The organism is Segnochrobactrum spirostomi (assembly GCF_009600605.1).
GTDB classification, from domain to species: domain Bacteria; phylum Pseudomonadota; class Alphaproteobacteria; order Rhizobiales; family Segnochrobactraceae; genus Segnochrobactrum; species Segnochrobactrum spirostomi.
In genome coordinates this window covers 544,175-564,301 of sequence record NZ_VWNA01000001.1, presented here as the reverse complement: position 1 = coordinate 564,301, position 20,127 = coordinate 544,175, and the positions used below count along the sequence as shown (strand labels likewise).

At 68.8% G+C, this 20,127-nt stretch carries 21 protein-coding genes and 1 tRNA gene; 14 read left to right on the top strand and 8 right to left on the bottom strand.

Annotation, left to right across the window (positions count from 1 at the left end; genetic code table 11):
- Nucleotides 1-31: 31 nt before the first annotated feature.
- From F0357_RS02590 to F0357_RS02580, 3 genes are all read right to left on the bottom strand, one after another.
- Nucleotides 32-1,195, bottom strand: coding sequence for an FAD-dependent monooxygenase (locus F0357_RS02590; protein WP_153478415.1), 1,164 nt, complete (start codon nt 1,193-1,195; stop codon nt 32-34).
- A 145-nt stretch (nt 1,196-1,340) separates the two neighbouring features.
- Nucleotides 1,341-1,586 carry a zinc-finger domain-containing protein gene (locus F0357_RS02585; protein ID WP_153478412.1) on the bottom strand — a complete coding sequence of 82 codons (246 nt, stop codon included), beginning with the start codon at nt 1,584-1,586 and terminating at the stop codon, nt 1,341-1,343.
- A gap of 136 nt (nt 1,587-1,722) precedes the next feature.
- A complete protein-coding gene (locus F0357_RS02580; protein WP_153478409.1) occupies nt 1,723-2,760 on the bottom strand; it encodes an HAD family hydrolase in 1,038 nt (345 codons plus the stop codon).
- Nucleotides 2,761-2,932: 172 nt separating this feature from the next.
- Between F0357_RS02580 and F0357_RS02575 the strand changes: the two genes are divergently transcribed.
- Entirely contained in the window at nt 2,933-4,453 is a 1,521-nt protein-coding gene (locus tag F0357_RS02575; protein WP_208948183.1) for an MFS transporter, read from the top strand.
- Nucleotides 4,454-4,486: 33 nt separating this feature from the next.
- Nucleotides 4,487-5,239 carry an alpha/beta fold hydrolase gene (locus F0357_RS02570; protein ID WP_153478405.1) on the top strand — a complete coding sequence of 251 codons (753 nt, stop codon included), beginning with the start codon at nt 4,487-4,489 and terminating at the stop codon, nt 5,237-5,239.
- A gap of 4 nt (nt 5,240-5,243) precedes the next feature.
- Here F0357_RS02570 and attM read toward each other — a convergent pair whose 3' ends face one another.
- Nucleotides 5,244-6,035, bottom strand: coding sequence for an AttM family quorum-quenching N-acyl homoserine lactonase (attM, locus tag F0357_RS02565; RefSeq protein ID WP_153478403.1), 792 nt, complete (start codon nt 6,033-6,035; stop codon nt 5,244-5,246).
- 88 nt (nt 6,036-6,123) lie between these two features.
- Complete coding sequence (locus F0357_RS02560; RefSeq protein ID WP_153478401.1) at nt 6,124-7,410, bottom strand: hydroxyacid-oxoacid transhydrogenase; 1,287 nt, start codon at nt 7,408-7,410, stop codon at nt 6,124-6,126.
- A 288-nt stretch (nt 7,411-7,698) separates the two neighbouring features.
- Between F0357_RS02560 and F0357_RS02555 the strand changes: the two genes are divergently transcribed.
- Together F0357_RS02555 and F0357_RS02550 are read left to right on the top strand one after the other, a co-directional pair.
- A complete protein-coding gene (locus tag F0357_RS02555) occupies nt 7,699-9,132 on the top strand; it encodes an FAD-binding oxidoreductase (protein WP_153478398.1) in 1,434 nt (477 codons plus the stop codon).
- Between the two features lie 131 nt (nt 9,133-9,263).
- Nucleotides 9,264-10,070, top strand: coding sequence for a FadR/GntR family transcriptional regulator (locus tag F0357_RS02550; protein ID WP_153478396.1), 807 nt, complete (start codon nt 9,264-9,266; stop codon nt 10,068-10,070).
- Between the two features lie 118 nt (nt 10,071-10,188).
- Here the strand turns inward: F0357_RS02550 and F0357_RS02545 are convergent, their stop codons facing one another.
- A complete protein-coding gene (locus F0357_RS02545) occupies nt 10,189-11,010 on the bottom strand; it encodes a dienelactone hydrolase family protein (protein ID WP_153478394.1) in 822 nt (273 codons plus the stop codon).
- A 250-nt stretch (nt 11,011-11,260) separates the two neighbouring features.
- Between F0357_RS02545 and F0357_RS02540 the strand changes: the two genes are divergently transcribed.
- From F0357_RS02540 to F0357_RS02505, 8 genes are all read left to right on the top strand, one after another.
- Nucleotides 11,261-11,337 (top strand) — tRNA-Pro (locus F0357_RS02540).
- A 394-nt stretch (nt 11,338-11,731) separates the two neighbouring features.
- Nucleotides 11,732-11,941 carry a cold-shock protein gene (locus tag F0357_RS02535; RefSeq protein ID WP_153478391.1) on the top strand — a complete coding sequence of 70 codons (210 nt, stop codon included), beginning with the start codon at nt 11,732-11,734 and terminating at the stop codon, nt 11,939-11,941.
- A 107-nt stretch (nt 11,942-12,048) separates the two neighbouring features.
- Nucleotides 12,049-12,285 carry a hypothetical protein gene (locus tag F0357_RS02530; RefSeq protein WP_153478389.1) on the top strand — a complete coding sequence of 79 codons (237 nt, stop codon included), beginning with the start codon at nt 12,049-12,051 and terminating at the stop codon, nt 12,283-12,285.
- Between the two features lie 362 nt (nt 12,286-12,647).
- Nucleotides 12,648-13,583, top strand: coding sequence for a bestrophin family protein (locus F0357_RS02525; protein WP_153478387.1), 936 nt, complete (start codon nt 12,648-12,650; stop codon nt 13,581-13,583).
- A gap of 181 nt (nt 13,584-13,764) precedes the next feature.
- Nucleotides 13,765-15,063 carry an NAD(P)/FAD-dependent oxidoreductase gene (locus tag F0357_RS02520; protein WP_153478386.1) on the top strand — a complete coding sequence of 433 codons (1,299 nt, stop codon included), beginning with the start codon at nt 13,765-13,767 and terminating at the stop codon, nt 15,061-15,063.
- Nucleotides 15,064-15,066: 3 nt separating this feature from the next.
- Nucleotides 15,067-15,981, top strand: coding sequence for an MBL fold metallo-hydrolase (locus F0357_RS02515; RefSeq protein ID WP_153478384.1), 915 nt, complete (start codon nt 15,067-15,069; stop codon nt 15,979-15,981).
- A 378-nt stretch (nt 15,982-16,359) separates the two neighbouring features.
- Nucleotides 16,360-16,509 (top strand): hypothetical protein, encoded by a 150-nt coding sequence (locus tag F0357_RS02510; RefSeq protein ID WP_153478382.1) that lies wholly within the window; start codon nt 16,360-16,362, stop codon nt 16,507-16,509.
- Between the two features lie 84 nt (nt 16,510-16,593).
- Nucleotides 16,594-17,355 (top strand): class I SAM-dependent methyltransferase, encoded by a 762-nt coding sequence (locus F0357_RS02505; protein ID WP_312861424.1) that lies wholly within the window; start codon nt 16,594-16,596, stop codon nt 17,353-17,355.
- Nucleotides 17,356-17,365: 10 nt separating this feature from the next.
- On the opposite strand, the gene F0357_RS02500 is transcribed toward F0357_RS02505, so the two are convergent.
- Nucleotides 17,366-17,665 (bottom strand): type II toxin-antitoxin system PemK/MazF family toxin, encoded by a 300-nt coding sequence (locus tag F0357_RS02500; protein WP_153486018.1) that lies wholly within the window; start codon nt 17,663-17,665, stop codon nt 17,366-17,368.
- 141 nt (nt 17,666-17,806) lie between these two features.
- Between F0357_RS02500 and F0357_RS02495 the strand changes: the two genes are divergently transcribed.
- A complete protein-coding gene (locus F0357_RS02495; protein WP_153478378.1) occupies nt 17,807-18,787 on the top strand; it encodes a magnesium transporter CorA family protein in 981 nt (326 codons plus the stop codon).
- A gap of 12 nt (nt 18,788-18,799) precedes the next feature.
- On the opposite strand, the gene pdxH is transcribed toward F0357_RS02495, so the two are convergent.
- A complete protein-coding gene (pdxH, locus tag F0357_RS02490) occupies nt 18,800-19,414 on the bottom strand; it encodes a pyridoxamine 5'-phosphate oxidase (protein WP_153486013.1) in 615 nt (204 codons plus the stop codon).
- A 62-nt stretch (nt 19,415-19,476) separates the two neighbouring features.
- Here pdxH and F0357_RS02485 point away from each other — a divergent pair, with 62 nt between their 5' ends.
- Nucleotides 19,477-19,944: an RT0821/Lpp0805 family surface protein gene (locus F0357_RS02485; RefSeq protein WP_153478375.1), complete on the top strand. Its 468-nt coding sequence runs from the start codon at nt 19,477-19,479 to the stop codon at nt 19,942-19,944.
- Nucleotides 19,945-20,127: the final 183 nt, after the last annotated feature.

Here is a 20,127-nt window from a genome sequence, read left to right as displayed (position 1 = left end):
ATCCCTGCTCTAGCTTAGCCGGCGCGTCATCTCAAGCCGGCGGCCGCCACCCATAGATCCAATCGAGCCGCGCCAGCAATCGGCCCGGCGGCGTCGCGGCGAGCACGGTGTCGCGGGCGATCTTCGACAGCCCGGTCAGATGATAGATCTGGCCCGTCGAGCGCGATGCACGGGCGACCGCGCGGACGCGGTGGCGCCGCTCCGCCGCATAGGCCGCGAACGCCGCCGGTGCGTCGGGGATCGTCGCCATCTTGGCGGCGAGCACCGCGGCGTCCTCGATCGCCATCGCCGCGCCTTGGGCCATGAACGGGACCATCGCGTGCGCCGCGTCGCCGAGGAGCGCCACGGGGCCTTCCGTCCACGCCGTCGCCGGCACGGTCGCAAGGGGCCAGCCGGTCCACACGTCCGCGGCGCGGATCAGCGAAGCGGCGGGATCGGCGAAATCCGCGAACCGGCGGATCACCTCTTCGCCCGGCGTCGGGGCGATGCTGTCCTCGGCCGAGCGTTCGGTCTGGGCTACGGCGATGAGGTTGAGGAGGCGCCCGCCTGCGATCGGATAATGCACCAAGTGCGCATTCGAGCCGAGCCACGCGCCGGTCTCGCGCCGCATCCAGTCCGCCGCGTGTTCGAGCGGGATCGTGGCTCGGAACGCGATGCGCCCGGAATATTCGGCGTGGGCGCCGCGCAGAACGCGGGTGCGCACCTTCGACCAGATACCGTCCGCCCCGATCAGGGCCGCGGCCTCGATCGGCGCGTGCAGCGTCTCGACGAAGACGCCGCCGTCCTTGATGTGCGCGTCGATGAGCGGGTTACCGAGCCGAAGCTCGATCTTCGTCTCCGCCTCGGCGGCGCTCGCGAGCACGGAGATCAGGTCGGCGCGGTGGACGACGAAATAGGGAAAGCCGAACCGCTCGCGCACCGTGGCGCCGAGGGGAACGGTCGCAAGCGTCCGCCCCGTCTCCGCCGCGACCAGGCGCACCGCTTCGGGAACCGTCGCATAGGCGGCCAGGACGCTGCCGAGCCCGAGCGAATCGAGCACGGCGTAGGCGTTCGGCGTCACCTGAATGCCGGCGCCGACTTCGCTCAGCACCGGTGAATCCTCGATCAGGGTCGTGCGGATGCCGCGGCGCGCGAGCGCGAGGGCGGCTGTCAGGCCGCCGATCCCGCCGCCCGCGATGACGATCGGGCGCGCCATGCTGCCCCCCTAGAGTTCGTCCGGGAAAAGCGGAGACCGGTTTTCCAGAAGGACAAACGAAACAGAGAAAACGAGAGCCCGTCCCATGCAGAGTGAAGCGGGCGGACTCCGGAGCCGGCGCCCCCCGCGGGGCTCCCGAGCGAAATCAGGCGTGCGCCGGTTCCCAGACGCAATCGGCCGGCACGGCCTGATGGGCGTCGAGGCTCGGATCGAAGCGATAGAGCGTCGAGCAATAGGGGCAGATCTTCTCGTCCTCGTCGCCCATGTCGAGGAAGACGTGCGGGTGGTCGAACGGCGGCTTGGCGCCGACGCACATGAAGCGGCGCGTTCCGATCCGGATGGAGTCGATCCCGGCGTCGTTGTGGAAGTGAGGGACGACGTGGTCGGACATGGCGGCGATCCGTTATTTGCAGCGGTTGCGCGGTCGAGGGAGGCTCGAACGAATGGGGCGGACGATAGCGGCGCCCGCTTGCGATTGAAAGACGTCATTCCCGCGCGGACGCGGGGCCGTCAAGGGGGAGGGCACATCACGCGGCGGCGCGGACGAACAGCGCGTCCGGGGTGACGAAGATCCAGTTGCGGTCGGCGGTGACGGGTTCGCCGAGGGCCGCCTGGCGAGCGGCCGCGGGTGCGATCCACTGGCGCTCGAGGGCGCTGCGGTGCACGGGGCTGCGATCGACCCAGATGCGCTGGCCACCCTGCTCGATATCGACGTTCTGCAGGAGCATGTAGCCGTCGCTCGCCGGGGAATCGCCAGCGACCACGACGGCCTTGCGCCAGAGGTCGATATATTCCCGCACCGCGGCGACCTTGCCCGACATCCAGGTCGTCGGTGTCCACAGCGTCGCGGTGAGTTCGAGGTCGCGGACGGCGTCCGGATGATAAAGCCCCTCCGCCATCAGCTTGCGCGCGGTGGTGACGGTGCCGGCGGCGCGGTCCTTGAGGAGCGTCGAGACGCCGATGACGTTCTCCGCCGGCAGCCCGAACCCGTAGACGGGATCGCAGCCGATGACGCGGGCGAGCTCCTCGTGGGCGGCGGAGACGATGTAGACGGCGATGTCGTGGGCGCGGAGCGCGGCGACGAGCTCGACCATCGCCGGGAAGATCGCCGGACGGTGGATCTCCTCCTCGATCCAGCGCCCGCCCGCGAACCGGGTGGCGACGAGCGGCTCGTCGCTTCCCAAGAGCGCGGCGACGTGGCCGGCGAGATCGCCGACCTTCAACCCGGCGAAGATCTGAGCGAGCCAGGGATAGCCGACTTTGTCGTCGATCTCGCACAGCCGGTAATAATAGCCGACGAGGCTCTCGCGCCGGCCGTCCTCGTCGGCGAACGGCACCACGGCGAGCGAGGGATCCATCGTCTCCCGGGTCACGATTTCGCGCGCTTCGAGGAAGGGCAACAGCGCCTCCTCGATGTCGTTGCGATAGAGCGTGTTGTCCATGTCGAACACCGCGTAGGCGCCCGTTCCGGCATGGCGGCGGATGGTTTCGGCGAGGCGCCGGGCCGCGTCCGACGGCCAATGGGCGAGGGCGGCGGCGATCGCATCCGGGGTGCTGTCGGGCATAAGGGCGTCCGTGGGCGGGGCGTCGCCGGTCGGCCGGCGCTCTTCACAACGAGACGATCGTCTTGCCTTTTCGAAAGGGCGGGCACAAGTCTGCCACATCCCCGTTCCTTATCGGGCTCCGTCCCGCTTCGATCGTCGCGCGCCCGTCGGCGATCACTTCCAGCCGAACCCGATGGTCGATCGCGCCCGCATCGTTCCCTTTCTCGTCGCCTGCACCATCGGCATGGAGATGATCGATTCCACGGTCATCTCCACCGCGCTGCCGGCGATCGCGCGGGATTTCGGCGTCGCGCCGCTGACGCTCTCGGTCGCAGTCACGACCTACATGCTGAGCCTCGCGATCTTCATTCCGATCTCGGGCTGGGTCGCCGACCGGTTCGGTGCGCGGCGGGTGTTCCAGGTGGCGATTCTGGTCTTCCTGGTCGGCTCCGTCGCCTGCGCCCTGTCGCACACGCTGCCGGAATTTGTCGCCGCCCGGGCGCTCCAGGGGCTCGGCGGCTCGATGATGACGCCGGTCGGCCGCCTCGTGCTGGTGCGCACGGTGCCGAAGGAGCGCATGGTCGATGCGATGGCACTCGTCGCCATGCCGGCGCTCGTCGGACCGCTGATCGGCCCGCCGCTCGGCGGTTTCATCGTCACCCATTTCACGTGGCGGTGGATCTTCCTCATCAACGTGCCGCTCGGCGTCGTCGGCCTCGTGCTCGGCGCGCTTCTCATTCCCCGTGACGAGGGATCGACGGCCGATCGCTTCGATTCCCTCGGCTTCATGCTGACGGCGGTCGGCTTCTCGATGGCGATGTTCGGGCTCGAGACCGCCGGCCGCGGCTTCCTGCCGGCCTATGGCTCGGTCGCCCTCGTCGCTGGCGGCGCCCTCTTTCTCGGCCTCTATCTCCGCCATGCCCGCCGCACCGAGCATCCGGTGCTCGATCTCGCGCTGATCGCCATCCCGACCTTCCGCAAGACGGTGCTCGGCGGCTTCCTCTCGCGCGTCGGCATCGGTTCGCTCGCCGTGCTGGCGCCGCTGATGTTGCAGATCGCCTATGGCTTCTCGCCGCTCGAGGCCGGCATCATCGCGGTGTCCGCCGCGCTCGGGGCGATGGGCTCGAAGCCGGCGGTGCCGCACATCATCCGCACCTGGGGCTTCCGCAAGACGCTGGTGCGCTTCTCCTTCATCACCGGCCTGTCGATCGTGCCGCTCGGCCTGACGCGGCCGGATCTCGTGCCGCTCGCGACCGTGGCCGTCCTCGTCGCGACCGGCGTGACGCGCTCCGTCCTGTTCACCACCATGCAGACGCTGACCTATGCCGACGTGCCGCCGCCGCAGATGAGCCAGGCGACGAGCTTCGCGAGCATGATCCAGCAATTGTCGCTGGCGACCGGCGTCGCCGTCGGCTCGCTCATCGTGCATGTGCTGACGCGTATCGGCTTCGAGGAGGCAGGCCACGCCGCGCCGGGCGCCTTCGCCATCGCCTTCGCCATCATCGGGATTCTGTCGGCGAGCTCGGTCCTCTCGTTCGCGAGCCTTCCCGCCAACGCCGGGGCGAGCTATGTCCCGAAGCGTCGCGGCCGGGCGAGCCGTCATGCGCCGGCCGCCTCCACGGCCGCGCTCGAAGGCACCGTCCAGGAGACGGTGCAGGAATCGCCGGACGCCGACGACGAGCACGACGCGCCCGCGCGGCGCCGGCACGCCTGACGCGCCGCCACCATCGCAGAGGTTTTCCGCTCCATGCCGACGTTCACGTCCGACGGTCTGACGCTCAGCTATTCCGACGATGGGGAGGGTGAGCCGATCCTGTTGATCCACGGCTTCGCCTCGAACCGGAACGTCAATTGGCGCCACACCGGCTGGATCGACACCCTGACCAAGGCCGGCCGGCGCGTCATCGCGATCGACAATCGCGGCCACGGCGAGAGCGAGAAGCCGCACGATCCGGCGCTCTACCGCTCGCCTTTGATGGCGGGCGATGCGCGGCGGTTGATCGAGCATCTCGGCTTCGAGCGGGCCGACGTGATGGGCTATTCGATGGGCGCCCGCATCAGCGCCTTTCTGGCGCTCGCCGCGCCCGAGCGGGTGCGCAGCGTCATCTTCGGCGGGCTCGGGTCCGGCCTCGTCGACGGCGTCGGGCCGTGGGAGCCGATCGTCGAGGCGCTGGAGGCGCCGTCGATCGACGCGGTGACGCACCGCACCGGCATGATGTTCCGCAAGTTCGCCGAGCAGACCGGCGCGGATCTCCGGGCGCTCGCCGCCTGCATGCGCGCGAGCCGACAATCGCTGTCGCCGGAGGAGGTCGGCCGCATCACCGCGCCGGCGCTCGTCGCAGTCGGCACGCGGGACGTCATCGCCGGCTCGGCCGAAGAGCTCGCCCGGCTGCTGCCGCACGGCGAGGCCCTGGAGATCCCCGACCGCGATCACATGCTCGCGGTCGGCGACAAGGTCTATAAGGCCGGCGTCCTCGCTTTCCTCGAACGCCGGCCGTGAGGGCTCAGTCGTAGAAGCCGGGCGATTGCTTGAACGCCGGCCATGCCTCGGGATCGTGGCCGGTGACGACCTTCGCGCCGGTCTTGGCGGCGAGCGTCCGCAGCTTCTGCACCGAACGCACCGTATCGACCGTCGAGGCGAGGAAGCCCGGCAGGGCCTTCTCGTTCCAATGGTCGAGGGTGTAGGCGGCGTCGACCGTGAGCAGGATCGGCCCCGTCTTCGGCAGGGTGATGAGGAACGACTGATGCCCCGGCGCGTGGCCGGGCGTGAAGATCATCTTCAGCGTGCCGTCGTCGAACAGGTCGTAGCCGTCGGTGGCCTCGCCCTCGAGGAACTCCCACTTCAGGCCCGGGCGGTCGAAGTCCTTCCGGATGTAGCCGCCGGCCGCGTACCAATCCGGCGTGAAGCCGTATTCGTACTCACGCCGCTGCACGATGTGGACCGCGTTCGGGAAGCGGCCGATCGCGCCGGTGTGGTCGAGGTGCAGGTGCGACTGGACCACATGAGTGACCTGATCGGCGCCGATGCCCATCTTGGCGAGCTGGGCCACGCAGCCGTCGCTCTCCTTCATCACCGGCCAATAGACGTCGCAGATGCCGCCCCAATGGCCGCGCGGGTCGGTGGCGCACTCGACCGCATTGCCGCCGTCGATGACGACGATGCCCTTCGGGTGCTTGATCAGATACCAGGGCACGGGGATCTCATAATCCTCGTTGAGACCCTGGTTCATCTTGATGTTGTGGACTTTGCAGCGGAGCGTCCCGCTCTGGAACATATGGAGCTCGATATCGCTCATCGCAGATTCCTCCCAGAATCGTCTTGGCCGTTTTGATTTTGTCTTGTGATCTCGGGCGATCGTTTCTTGGCGTTGCCGTTGGTGCGGCTCACCAGTTGGCGAGGGACTGGCGCATGATCGCCTCGATCCCGGATGCGTCGATCGGCTTCGGCGCGCCGACGAGCAGGCGCTGCTGCTTCATGGCCCCGGCGACGAGGGCCGGGATGTCCGCTTCGCCGTAGCCGAGTTCCACGAGGCCGGACGGCGCGCCGGTGTCCTTCATCAGGGAGACCAGGGCGGCCGGAAGGGACTTGGGGCCGGGATTCTCGACCGGCTTGCCGGTCAGCAGTTCTGCCGCGCGGATGTGCTTCTCGGGCGCGGCGTCATAGGAATAGCGGAACGCCGCCGGCGACGTGACGATGACCGAAAAGCCGTGGGGCACGAAGGCTTTGTGCCGTTCGTAGCCGGGCGCCGTGTAGGTGTGCTTGAGGCTCGCCAGCGGATAGGCGCAGGCGTGCGGGACGTGAACGCCGGCAGTGCCGAAGCCGATGCCGGCCATCGTCGCCCCGAGCATCATGGTACCGCGCGCTTCGAGATCGTCGCCGTCCCGCACCGCCCGGCGGAGATAGAGGCCGCCGAACTCGATCGCCTTCAACGACCAGATGTCGGCGACCGGATTGCTGCCCTGATAGGGCGGGCGGTCGTCCGGCGAGGCCGGGCGCGGACGGGCGTCGAACGGCTTCGAGATGTAGGATTCGATGGCGTGGCAGACCACGTCGAGCCCGCACGAGGCGGTGACGCCGCCCGGGGTCGAACGCGCGAGCTCCGGATCGACGATCGCCAGCGTCGGCCGCATATAGCGGTGCGAGATGCCGGTCTTCGTGCCGAATTGCGGCACGTCGAGCACGGCGACCGTCGTCGCCTCCGAGCCGGAGCCCGAGGTGGTGGGGATGGCGATCAGGGGGCGCAGCGGAGAGGGCGGCTTGCGGCCGCCGCCGATCGGCGCGTTGACATAATCGATGATGTCGCCGCCGTGGGTGCGGACGAGGTTCGCGACCTTGGCGGTGTCGATGGTCGAGCCGCCGCCGAGGGCGACGAAGCCGTCGACGTCGTGGCTCTTGGCGAAATCCGCGGCGCGCGACAGGGAGTCCAGCGTCGGCTCGACCTGGATGTCGTCGAACACGACCGCGGCGACACCGGCGTGGGCGATGATGTCGGTCACCCGCTCGGTGATGCCGAATTCGCGGAGCCGCGGATCGGCGACGACGAGAACCTTGGAGAGGCCGAGGCGGTTGAGCTCCCAGCCGAGCTCCTCCACCGCCCCGTTGCCGAATTTGAGCTGGGTCGCCTCCAGGGTGAAGACGGACTCGTTCGATCCCCGATCGCTCGGCGCCATGATGCCTCCCTTGCGTTCCTCGCGAAGCGCGCCGTGAGCGGCGCTGCTTCATTCATTCTTGCGGTTTTGCGTTTTCTTCCATAGCGTCCGTCGTATGTCAATGTCACGCGGTCACATGGTCATCATATGAATTTACCGCCTCAGTGCTCCCTCGAGCCCGAGCCGGATCGGACGGCGCAGGGCGCGGCCGGGACCGTCGGCCCGTCGATCGCGTCCGCTCGCCGCGAATCCGACGAACGAGCGTCTTCCTCCGACGGCCCGCGCGATGGGGGAGGCTACGCCACGTTGATGGCGGCCTTGCGGAGTGTGGTCGGCGACGCGGGGCTTCTGACGGAGGCCGCCGATCGCGCCGCCTTCGAGAGCGATTGGCGGCGGCTGCGATCGAACCCGGCTCTGTGCATCGTGCTGCCGCGCTCGACCGCCGAGGTGGCGGCGGTGATGCGGCTGTGCGCGGACGCCGGCATCGCAGTCGTGCCGCAGGGGGGCAACACGGGCCTCGTCGCCGGCGCGGTGCCCGTCGCCGACGCGCCCCAGATCGTCCTGTCGCTGCGTCGCATGGCGGCGATCCGCACCGTCGATCCCGACGACGACAGCCTCGTCGTCGAGGCAGGCGCGACGTTGGTCGCCGTGCAGGAGGCGGCCGCGAAGGTTGATCGGCTGTTTCCCCTGAGCCTCGCCTCCGAGGGCACCGCGCAGATCGGCGGCCTCGTCTCGACCAATGCCGGCGGCCTCCAGGTGCTCGCCTACGGCTCGATGCGCGCGCTGGTGCTCGGCCTCGAAGTGGTGCTGCCCAACGGGCGCGTCTGGAACGGCCTCTCCACCCTTCGCAAGGACAATACGGGCCTCGATCTCAAGCACCTCTTCGTCGGCACGGAGGGCACGCTCGGCATCGTCACCGCGGCCTGCCTGAGGCTCTTTCCGGCGATCCGCCGTCGGGCGACGGCCTTTGTGGGCGTCGTCGACGTCGCCGCCGCGACGGCCTTGTTCCGCGCCGCCCAGGCGCGGGCGGCCGGTGCGCTCACCATGTGTGAGTTCGTTGCCGGCGACGCCATGCGGCTCGTCGCGCGCCGGGTCGCGGACGCGCGACCCCCGTTCGAGGCCCCCGCCTACGTTCTCCTCGAGCTCTCCTCGCCGGACCCGGACGCCCCCCTCGACCGGACCCTCGAAGCGCTGCTCGAAGAGGCGCTGGAGGCTGAGCGCGCGATGGATGCGGTGATCGCCCAAAGCGAGCGCGAGCGGCTTCAGCTTCTGCGCCTGCGGGAGGAGATTTCGGAAGCCGAACTCGCCGAGGGCGGAGCGGTGAAGCACGACATCGCCGTGCCGCTGTCGCGGATCGCCGAGACGGTCGCCGCCATCGAGGACCTCGTCGCGGAGCGTTTCCCCGGCTGCCGGCCCAACATCTTCGGACATCTCGGCGACGGCAATCTGCACGTCAACGTGCTGCCGCCCGAGGGCCGGACGGTCTCCGATCTCGGTGACCTCTACGGCACGATCACCGAGGCCGTCGAGGCGCTGGCGGTGGCGCGGCAGGGCACCTTCAGCGCCGAGCACGGGGTCGGCCAGATGCGCGCCGCGAGCCTCGCCCGCTTCAAGGATCCGGTCGATCTCGACCTCATGCGGACCGTGAAGCACGCCCTCGACCCGGCGGGCCGGCTCAACCCGGGCAAGATTCTGCGCGCGGAGGGAACGATCCCGCGGGACGGCGCCTCGTCCGGGCGCTGACGGGTGAGGTGGTCGCGCCACGGCGCGCGGTGCGGGACGTGCGTCCTATATATGGTGTGGGATGCCCTGGCCCGATTCGGCTCGATCGAGGAGACGCGAAAGCCGGGCGCGCGGAGGGAGCGGCGCGGCAGATGGATCGGCGGAACGGCCCCAAGCGAGGCGATGACCGGACGGGCGGCGGGGACGCCGGGGCGCCGCGCGCCGACCAGCCCGAGACGCGTCGTCTCGGGCGACCGGCGCCGCTCGCCGAGCGCGTGGTGGCGGCCCTCTCCGAAGACATCGAGAAGGGGCGGCTCGCCGCTGGTGCCCGGTTGCCGACCGAGCCCGACCTCGCCGCGAGCTTCGGCGTCAGCCGCACCGTCATCCGCGAGGCCGTGGCCCGGCTGCGGGCGGACGGCATCCTCGTCAGCCGCCAGGGCGCGGGCGTGTTCGTCACCGATTCCCCGTTGCAGCGCTCGTTCCGTATCCGCGACGAGGAGGTGACGAGCGGCATCGCCCTCCGCGAGATCTTTGAGCTGCGGCTCTGTCTCGAGGTGGAGAGCGCGGCGCTCGCCGCGGTCCGCCGCACGGAGGCCGATCTCGAGGCGCTCGGCCATTGGCTGCGGGAGATGGATCGCACCAAGCACGGCGAGGATTTCGGGGTCGCGGCCGACGTCGAATTCCACCGCACGGTCGCCCTCGCGAGCGGCAACGGCAAGATCGCCGACTTCCAGCTCTATCTGTCGATGCTGTTGCGCCAGAGCGTTTCGGTCGCCCGCAACAACACGCTCAAGACGCCGGCCTTGGTGGACGGCGTGATCGAGGAGCACCGCCGTCTCCACGCCGCCATCGCCGAAGGGGCGGCCGAAGCGGCCCGGGCGGCCATGCGCCGCCATCTGCTGGCGGCCGCCGGCCGGCTCGGGCTGATCGACGAGACGGAAGCCGCCCGGCTGCGATAGCGCGCGGGCGGCATTCGCCCCACCGATCCCGGAAAAAGCGAAGGCCGATCACGCGGGAGCGTGACCGGCCTTCGATGTGCGACCGGCCGGGCCCGATCGGGCCCGGCGGGCTCTCTGCTCAGAGCAGGTTCGTCGACAGGAAGTCGGTGGTGCGGCTCCAGGCGAGCTTGGCGTCGGCGGCGTCGTAGCGGGCGCCGGTCGGGTTCGCGAAGGCGTGGTCGGCGTCGTACCAATAGACGGTGAGATCGTCGGCCTTGTTGGCCTCCTTCATCGCCGCCTCGAACTTGTCGACCATCGCCTTGTTGATGCTCTGGTCCTTCTCGGCGAAGTGGCCGAGCACCGGGCCGACGAGCGATTGCAGCTCGGACGCCGGCAGGTCGACGTTGCCGTAATAGATGATCGTGGCGTTGACCGGGGCGATCACCGAGGCGCGCAGCGACCAGCCGCCGCCGAAGCACCAGCCGAGGGTCGCGACCTTGTCGGTCGATTCCTCAAGATCGCGCGCCCAATAGATCCACGACGCCATGATGTCCTTCGCCGCCTCGGTGTCGAGGGCGGAGATCATCTCCTTGGCGACGGCGGGATCGGTCGTCGTCTTGCCGAACAGGTCGACGCAGATCGCCACATAGCCCATGTCGGCGAGCTCGGCCGCCACGGCCTTGATCTGGTCGTTGAGGCCCCACCATTCGTGAACCAGCACGACCGAGGGCGCCGGCCACTGTTTCGGCTTGGCGATGGCGCCGGTGACCTTGCGGTTGCCCATCGTCGTCATCGTCACCGTCTCGACCTTGGCCGCGGCGGCCTGGGCGAGGGCGCGATCGGACAGCACGGCCGCGAGCGGCAGGGTCGCAAGGCCGGCGAGGAAGGCGCGCCGGTCCGTCTCGGGGACGACGAGCGGCGGCATCTTGGCGTGATCGCCGCATCCGTCGAGATTGCACATGGGTCCCGGCTCCTTGGATTGTTTCGTGCGGGCACGACGTTAGCCTGTCCTGCGGCGAGCGGGAACTGGCTCGACGCGCCGCGCGGGGCAATTTCTCGCCGATCTCTTTTGCGCCCGTGTGATGGTGCGGGCGGACGTATGCGCCTTTCGCGAGCGCGGCGGCGGGGCTGTGGACAAAGCCGGCGCATTATCCACTGCCTCGGCGCTTGCAGCCTCGCGAGAGCGCCGCTATAAGCACCCCCGCAAGCGTCGGAGTGTAGCGCAGCCTGGTAGCGCACCTCGTTCGGGACGAGGGGGTCGCAGGTTCAAATCCTGCCACTCCGACCAATAGCAAGGGCTTTCCCGAGGCCCGCCAATCTCCAATCTCAAGTGCTCGCGATCTGATCGACTGGATGAAGCCTGACGCTTCGTACCGTGCGTGGTTGCGCAGGGTCGCGTCGGAGCCAGCATGTCGCGCCGGCGTGGCCGTGCGGCGGGCGAGCAGTCGGCGCAATGGGCGGTCGTATTTTTGGTATTTCCTCGGGCCTAGGAATAATTTTTGAGAATTGTCAGTGGTAGGCCTTACCGAGACCACAATCGACCTCTATATATCTTTCATCGATCTTGCTGTTGAATTTTGGTTTGTCCGTCTCCTGAGGCGCGCTCGGCGATTTTCCCACAATGTCGAAATTTCGAGGTGGCGCACCCTGTGCCGCCTAACACTTCCGACGAGGAAAATCACATGAGCATTGGAACCGTAAAGTTCTTCAATTCGACCAAGGGCTTCGGCTTCATCCAGCCGGATGATGGCGGCACCGACGTGTTCGTCCACATCTCGGCTGTCGAGCGGGCCGGCCTGCACACGATCAACGAAGGCCAGAAGCTCAGCTTCGACATCGTGCGCAGTGCGCGCGATGGCCGGAACTCCGCCGAAAATCTCCAGGCGGCCTGACATTAGCGGCGCCCCCGATGACCACGGATGGACTGGCATCGGTCGCGTGTCGCGGAGAAGAAGGTCGGGTTCGCCCGGCCTTTTTTGCATTTGAGAGGGTGAAAACGATGGTCACGCAGCCGAAGACCGACATCTTCAAGCCGACCCCTTCGAAGCTCGAAACCCGGGCCGATGCGGCGACGCGCGCCGCCCGTGAAATCGCCGACCACGAGGCCAAGACTCGCGCGGCGAAAATCGCGCGCCTGCGGGCCGCGCGCTTGGCCCAGGAAGCCGCGGCGCCGCCGCCGGCCACGCCGGTGCGCCGGCTCAAGGCCGCGGCGCCGAAGCAGGCCGCCGCCAAGTAAGACGAGACCGCGCAAGCCTGTCGCTCCGGCGTCACTCTGCGCGGTATCATCCGAACGCGCGTTTGGAGGCTCTCGCGTTCCGTCTTCCGGGCCGAGAGGCCCCGACCGCGGCGATGGCGTTACGGCGTCGCCGGGCGTCCCGTCCTGTGTGGACGGCGCGTGACGCGCCGTCTCTGCACGCATTTTCCCGCCGCTTCGCCTCGTTCCGGGCCGAATGTTCTCTAGAGTGACCGAGCCGACCGCGGCCCTTCCGCCGAGTCGGTTCCGAAAATTGCTTTCAAGGTCACGTCGTCCGTTGGGTCGTCGCCCCGCTGTGGCTTTCACGCGGGCGCGCGATCCGCGGGTGAGAACACGAGCCCGTCATGATCGTCCGCGAGAAGCCCGGCATTCTCTCCATCTTCTTCGTCGTCAGCGCTTCCGGCGGCTCGATCCTGCCGCGGATCTTCCCGCAACTCTTCCTCGTCATCGCGCTATCGGCGCTGATCGTGCTCGCGCATCGGGATTTCCCGACTTTGGTGCCGGTCGTCTCGAGCGCGCCGTTCGCGCTCATCGGCATCGCGCTGTCGATCTTTCTCGGGTTCCGCAACAACGCCTGCTACGACCGCTGGTGGGAGGCGCGAAAGCTGTGGGGCGCGCTGCTCATCGCCGGGCGCACGCTCGGCCGCCAGACGCTCATTCTGGAGGGGCGGGGAGACGGTCGCGGCGCGGCGCTACGGGCCCGCATCGTCGGGTTCGCCATCGCGTTCGTCTATGCGCTGCGGCTGCATCTGCGGCCGGGTGACGGCGAGGGTCGGGTGCTGGAGCGTCTCGACGAGGCGGACCGGAGGCTCTACCGGGCGAGCCGCAATCCGCCGGATTTCGTGCTCCGCCGCATCGTCGCCGAGCTCGCCGCGGCGCGCGGGGAGGGGCTCCTCAGCGACATCGAATTCACCATGATCGAGGCGACGATCGAGGCGATGGCCTCGGTCCAGGGCTCGTGCGAGCGCATCCGCTCGACGCCGCTGCCGTTCGCCTACACGCTGCTCCTGCACCGCACGGCCTATGTCTTCTGCTTCATGCTGCCGTTCGGCTTCGCCGACCAGCTCGGCTGGCTCGCGCCGCTCGCGGCGGGCATGGTCGCCTATACCTTCTTCGGCCTCGATATCCTCGGCGACGAACTCGAGGAGCCGTTCGGCGACCTGCCGAACGATCTGCCGATCGCCGCGATCGCCGACACCATTGCCATCAATCTGCGCGAGGCGCTGGGCGAGACCGACCTGCCTCCCTTGCCGCAGCCGGTGAAGGGCGTGCTGATGTGATCGGCGCGCGTGCCGGATCTCCGCCTGCGCGCTCGCGGCGCCTTGCGTTCTCCGGCCGTCCGCAGTTCGCTAGGCCGACGCGGCGCGCCCCGGACTCGCGTCCGGGATGATCGCGCCCCGACTTCTTGACCCGGATTCTTGCTGACCGGACCCTGGCGGGCCGGTCATTCGGACGACGAGCATGCTGAACGATCCCCGCTCCCACGGCCTTTGGGAAAAGACCGCGCCCCCCGCGCCGGCGACCGCCCCCCTCGCGGGCGAGACGCGCGCCGACGTCGTCATCGTCGGCGGCGGCTTCACCGGCCTCTCGGCGGCGTTGCACCTCGCCGAGGCGGGGATCGAGGCGGTGGTGCTCGAAGGATCGGAGATCGGTTTCGGCGGGTCGGGCCGCAATGTCGGCCTCGTCAATGCCGGCATGTGGGTGATGCCGGACGATCTGCCCGGCACGCTCGGCGTGGAGCACGGCGGACGGCTGCTCGACCTGCTCGGCAACGGCCCCAACCTCGTCTTCGACCTGATCGCCCGCCACGCCATCGCCTGCGAGGCGGTGCGGACCGGCACCCTCCATTGCGCGGTCGGCGCCGGCGGGTTCGCCGAACTGCGCGACCGCGCGGCGCAATGGTCGTCGCGCGGCGCGCCCGTGCATCTGCTCGGGCCGGCGGAGGCCGCGCGCAAGATCGGCAGCCGGGCCTATACGGGGGCGCTGCTCGACCTTCGGGCCGGTACGGTGCAGCCGCTCGCTTATGTGCGCGGCCTCGCCCACGCGGCAATCGCGGCCGGCGCGCGGGTCCACACCGGCAGCCCCGTGGTGGCGGCGGACCGCACCGGCAATGCCTGGACCGTGCGAACCAAGGCCGGGGCGGTGCGGGCCGATTGGGTGATCGTGGCGACCAACGCCTACACGACGACGCCTTGGCACGAGGTGCGCGCCGAGCTGGTCCACCTGCCTTATTTCAATTTCGCGACCGCGCCGCTCTCCGAGCGCGCCCGGGCGACGATCCTGCCCGAGCGGCAGGGCGCCTGGGACACCCGTGAGGTGCTCACGTCGTTTCGCTTCGATCAGGCCGGGCGCCTGGTGTTCGGCAGCGTCGGGGCGCTGCGCGGTACCGGGCTCGCCGTCCACCGCGCCTGGGCGCACCGGGCGATGCGCAAGCTCTTCCCGGAGATCGGCCCGGTCACCTTCGAGGCGGAATGGTACGGCCTCATCGGCATGACCTCGAACCACCTGCCGCGCTTCCACCGCTTCGCCCCGAACGTGGTCGGGTTCAGCGGCTACAACGGTCGCGGCATCGCGCCGGGCACGGTGTTCGGCAAGGTGCTCGCCGAGCATGTGCGGGGCGCCGTGTCGGAGGCGGCGCTGCCCCTGCCGGTCACGGCGCCCGAGCAGATCGGGTTCCGAGCGGCCAAGGAGGCCTATTACGAGGTCGGCGCCCAGATCGCCCACCTCGCAGACGCGCGGCTGCCGGCGCGGGCGGGCTGACCGATGCCGGAGCACGACCGCACGTTCGATCCGCATTATGGCGAGGCGGTCGAGGTCGCGCCCGGAGTGCGCCGGCTGACGGCGCGCAATCCCGGCCCGTTCACCTTCCACGGCACCAACACCTTTCTGGTCGGGTCGGGTCCGGTCGCGGTGATCGATCCCGGGCCGGACGATCCTGCCCATGTCGCCGCGATCCTCGCCGCGGCGGGGCCGGCGGGCGTGAGCCACATCCTCGTCACCCATACCCATCTCGATCATTCTCCCGCGGCCCGCGCGCTCGCGGCGGCGACCGGCGCGCCGGTCTACGGCGAGGGGCCACACCGCCCGGCGCGGGCGCCGCGTCCGGGGCGCACCCTCGGGCTCGACGCCTCGGGCGACCTCGCGTTCCGGCCGGATGTCGTGCTGCGCGACGGCGACCGTGTCGCCGGTGACGGCTGGGCGATCGAGGCCGTCGCCACGCCGGGGCACGCGGCGAACCATCTCGCCTTCGCCCTCGGCGGCACGGATATCCTCTTCTCCGGGGATCACGTGATGGCGTGGTCCACCACGATCGTCGCGCCGCCGGACGGGGCGATGGCCGATTATCTCGCCTCGCTGGACCGCCTGCTCGCCCGGCCGGAGAGCGTGTATCTGCCGGCTCATGGCGGCCCGCAGCGCGAGGCTCACGCCTACGTCGCGGCGCTCAAGGCCCATCGCGCGGCACGGGAGGCGGCGGTGCTCGCCCGGCTCGGCGCGGGCGACCGCACGCTCGCCGATCTCGTCGATGCGATCTATGCTGGCCTCGACCCGGCGTTGAAGCCGGCCGCGGCCCTGTCGGTGCTCGCCCACCTCGACCATCTCGTCGAGCGCGGGCTCGTCGGCGAAGACCATCCCGCGCTCGCCACGGGCGGCACCGCGACCGAATCCCCACAGGAATAATCAAACCGTCAGCGCTCGCGCTTGCAAGCTTCGCGCATTCATCGTGCGTTAAGCAAAAGCTCGCTGTAATCGAGTTTCGGGCGATGCTCCCGCCTTCATCGTCTCCAAAAGATGAAGATGGGGATTGTAACGAAGTGTAAGGAAGCGTGATCGGGGTCTCCGGAGCTTTCACCGTGCGACCCTTATCCTGCCTGAATCGAGATTTAGGGCTTCAAGTGGGAACGACGTCGGAAGTTCGGCGTCATTCAGGGGATCCGGCGCGAGCCGGGCTGTCAGGAGGACCGGCGCGGAACGAGCGCCGGCTGTGAGGTAATGAAGCAAGATCACGTCGGACATGGTGGCCAAGGTTCGGGCCGCGCGGTGAGAGACGAAGCCCAGATGAGCCAGGGCCATGCGGATCTGACCCATCATTATAAGCCCGTCGGCATCCAGGCGGTGTCGGCGGCGACGGTCTGCAAGACCAAGGGCAAGAAGGCCGCGCCGGGTCGCGATGCCTCCCTGCGCGAGCGGTTCGAGCAGCAGAGCTGAGTGCGGCGCGGGACGCCTCGCGAGTTACGCCGATGATGGTGCGGTGCGCGGATGCGGATCGCGTGCGTCGGGCGGAGGCTTCCGGTGCGTGACGCGCTCTACGACGATCCGGCGCTCGTCTCGTTCTATGACCTCGAGAACGGCGGGCCGTCGCCGGATCGGGATTGTTGCCTCGCTTTGGCCGGGAAGGCCGCAAGCGTGCTCGATCTCGGCTGCGGAACCGGCGAACTCGCGGTGATGATTGCGTCGGCCGCGGACGGACGTGTCGGTCGCGCCGTTTTCGGTGTCGATCCGGCCGGCGCCATGCTGGACAACGCGCGATCGCGCCCCGGTGGCGCCGGTGTGACCTGGGTCGAAGCCGATGCCCGCACGGTTCGCCTCGGCCGCACCTTCGATCTCGTGGTGCTGACCGGGCACGCCTTTCAGGTGTTCCTCACCGAACAGGATCGGGCGGCGCTCCTCGCGACGATCGCGGTGCATCTCTCCCCGGCCGGACGTTTCGTGTTCGACAGCCGCAATCCGGCCGCCGAAGAATGGCGGGAGTGGACGCCGGACCGCTCGCACCGCCTCGTCGCGCATCCGGATTTCGGCGCCGTCGAGGCGTGGAACGACGTCGAGCACGACCCGGTGAGCGGCATCGTCACCTACGGCACGTTCTATCGGATCGTCGAAAGCGGACGGCTGTTGTCGTCGCGGTCACGCATCGCCTTTCCCGCCCGCGACGAGATCGCCCGCCTGATCGCCGCGGCCGCGCTCGCGGTGGAGACGTGGCTCGGCGATTGGAACGGGACGCCCTTCACCCCGGCTTCGCCCGAGATCATCCCGCTCGGCCGGCGGGCGTTGTGAGCCCCGCGGCTCAGGCGAAGCCGAGAAAGACCGCGAGGGCGCGGGTGACGGACAGCATCGTTTCCGGTTCGAGGTGACCGAAAACGGGGCCGATTCTGTCCCGCTTCACCGACATCGCCTTGTCGATCATCACCTGAGAGGGTTCGCGCAGCCCGTTCTGGGCATTCGGCGCGACGCTCACGCGGATCAACGGCGCTTCGACCAGGGTCGCTGACACCAGCAACACCGTCATCGTTCCGATCTCGGCCAAGCGGTTGACGGCGCCGGAGGTACTCGCCCCGTGTGAACGTTTGTCACATAAAGTTCGCATGGCTCCGCCAAGGATCGGCGCCCGGTGCGCTGCCGCTCTTGCCGAGCGGCGTGGCGTGCCGTACCGACCACCGGAGAGCGTCCGGTGCTTGACCGTCGGCGGGAACGCCATCCCCATGCCGGCGTGCAGTGGAGTGCGGCGATGATCACCTATTTTGTTCCGACCGGTACGTCGCTGCAGCGCTTCCAGGCCGAGGGTGAGGCCGTCGCCTTGCCGCTTTCGACGCTGTGGGTCGATCTCCTGACGCCAACCGTCGCCGAAGACCGTGCCACCGAGGCGCTGCTCGGCATCGAAGTGCCGACGCCCGAGGAGATGCAGGAAATCGAGACTTCGAGCCGGCTCTATATCGAGAACGGCGCGATCTACATGACGGCGACGCTGCTCTGCGGCATCGCCGAGGGGCGGCCCGGCACCACGCCGGTCACCTTCATCCTCGCCGGCGACAAGCTCGCCACCGTCCGCTACGACGAGCCGAAGGCGTTCCCGCTCGCCGCCTATCGCCTGCAGAAGGCGAACAACACCTGCAACAACGGCCAGGCGGTGCTTCTCAACCTGCTCGAGGCCGTCGTCGAGCGCGCCGCCGACATCCTCGAGCACATCGCCGCCGACATCGACGTGGTGTCCCGGTCCGTGTTCGAGATGGGCATCTCCGATCGCCGCGGCGCCCCGGATTTCCACGACGTGATCCGCTCGATCGGCCGCCAGGGCATGCTCAACAACCGCGTCCAGGAAAGCCTGATGACGCTGTCGCGCACGATGCTCTTCCTCAATCAGCACGAGACCGAGGCGGGCTTCACCAAGGTCGATCGCGACTCGCTCAAGACGATGACGCGAGACTTGAAGTCACTTTCCGACCACGCCGCCGCGCTCGATTCCAAGATCAATTTCCTTCTCGATGCGGTGCTCGGCCTCGTCAATCTCGACCAGAGCGCGATCATCAAGATCTTCTCGGTTCTGGCGGTCGTGTTCATGCCGCCGACGCTGATCGCGTCGATCTACGGCATGAACTTCCACGACATGCCGGACCTCGATTGGAAGTACGGCTATCCGTTCTCGCTCGCCTTGATGTTCATCTCCGCGATCGGCACGTACCTCTTCTTCCGCTGGAAGCGCTGGCTCTGACGAGCTCTCGCCTCACGGATAGAGCCGGGTCTTCGTCCACGAGGTCTGCGCATTTTCGCGGGTGAACTTCACCCGGTCGTGCAGGCGGAACGGCCGGTCGTGCCAGAATTCCATCTCCACCGGCACGATGCGGAACCCCGACCAATGGGCAGGGCGGGGGATGTCGCCGATGCCGAACTTCGCCGTGTAGCGGGCGACCTCCGTCTCGAGGGCGAAGCGGCTTTCGAGCGGGCGCGATTGCTTGGAGGCCCAGGCGCCGATGCGGCTGCCGCGCGGGCGGCTGCGATAATAGGCGTCCGCCTCGTCCTCGGTGACGGTCTCGACCGGGCCGCGAACGCGGACCTGCCGGCGCAGCGATTTCCAGTGGAACACCAGGGCCGCCTTGGGATGGGCGAGCAGTTCGCGCCCCTTCGCGCTCTCGTAGTTCGTGTAGAACACGAAGCCGGCCGCATCGGCCCCCTTGAGCAGGACCATGCGGACGTTGGGCAGGCCGTCCTCGTCGACGGTCGCGAGCGCCATCGCGTTCGGATCGTTGGTCTCCGACGCCGTCGCATCCTTCAGCCACTCGCCGAACAGGGCGAACGGTTCGCCGTCGGACGTGAAGTCACGACTCGTTAAGGCGTCCATGTAACCCTGAGGGTCAGGACCTTCGTGCTCGTTCGACATCTCGCTCTCCGGCGGTCACAGTGATGCGTACATATCTCGCCTTCGGAGCGCCCTTCCAGGGGCAGACGTCATCGCAGACGGTGCGCTTCGTCGCGGTGCTCGCTTTGAGCCTCTCGACGGCGGCCTGCGGCAGCATCTCGCTCCCCCTCGGCCCGCAAGCGGCCGGGCCCGACATCACCTCCTCGATGGCCGCCGCCGCACCCGCGTCGGGCCTCGCGGTCGGCGATCTTTCCGCCATGAGCGCCTCGCTCGCCGGAGCGGGTGAGGGCGCCGTCACCCCGATCTCCTGGAGCAATCCCGAATCCGGATCCCAGGGCACGATCACCAACGTCGCCGCGTTGAAGGGACCCGACGGGACCCCGTGTCGCACCTTCTCGACCCTCGTCAACGCGGTCGACGGGGTGAGGGCGCTGCGTGGCGTCGCCTGCCGTCAAGCAGACGGGACCTGGAGCGTGGAAGGCCTCGCGCCCGCGCTGACGGCGGCGAGCTGAGCCGGTCTCCGGTTTCCCTCTGGTATTTATTCCTATCGTCTCCATATGTGGGGCAAGTCCGCCTCCGCACGTGTTCCCTGGCACGAGATCGGATAGGGTGGGCCGAACGGTGCACCCGATGCGCCGATATTCCATTCCCGGCGTGGGCTCGATTCGGTGAGACAACGGATCGCCCGGCGCCGT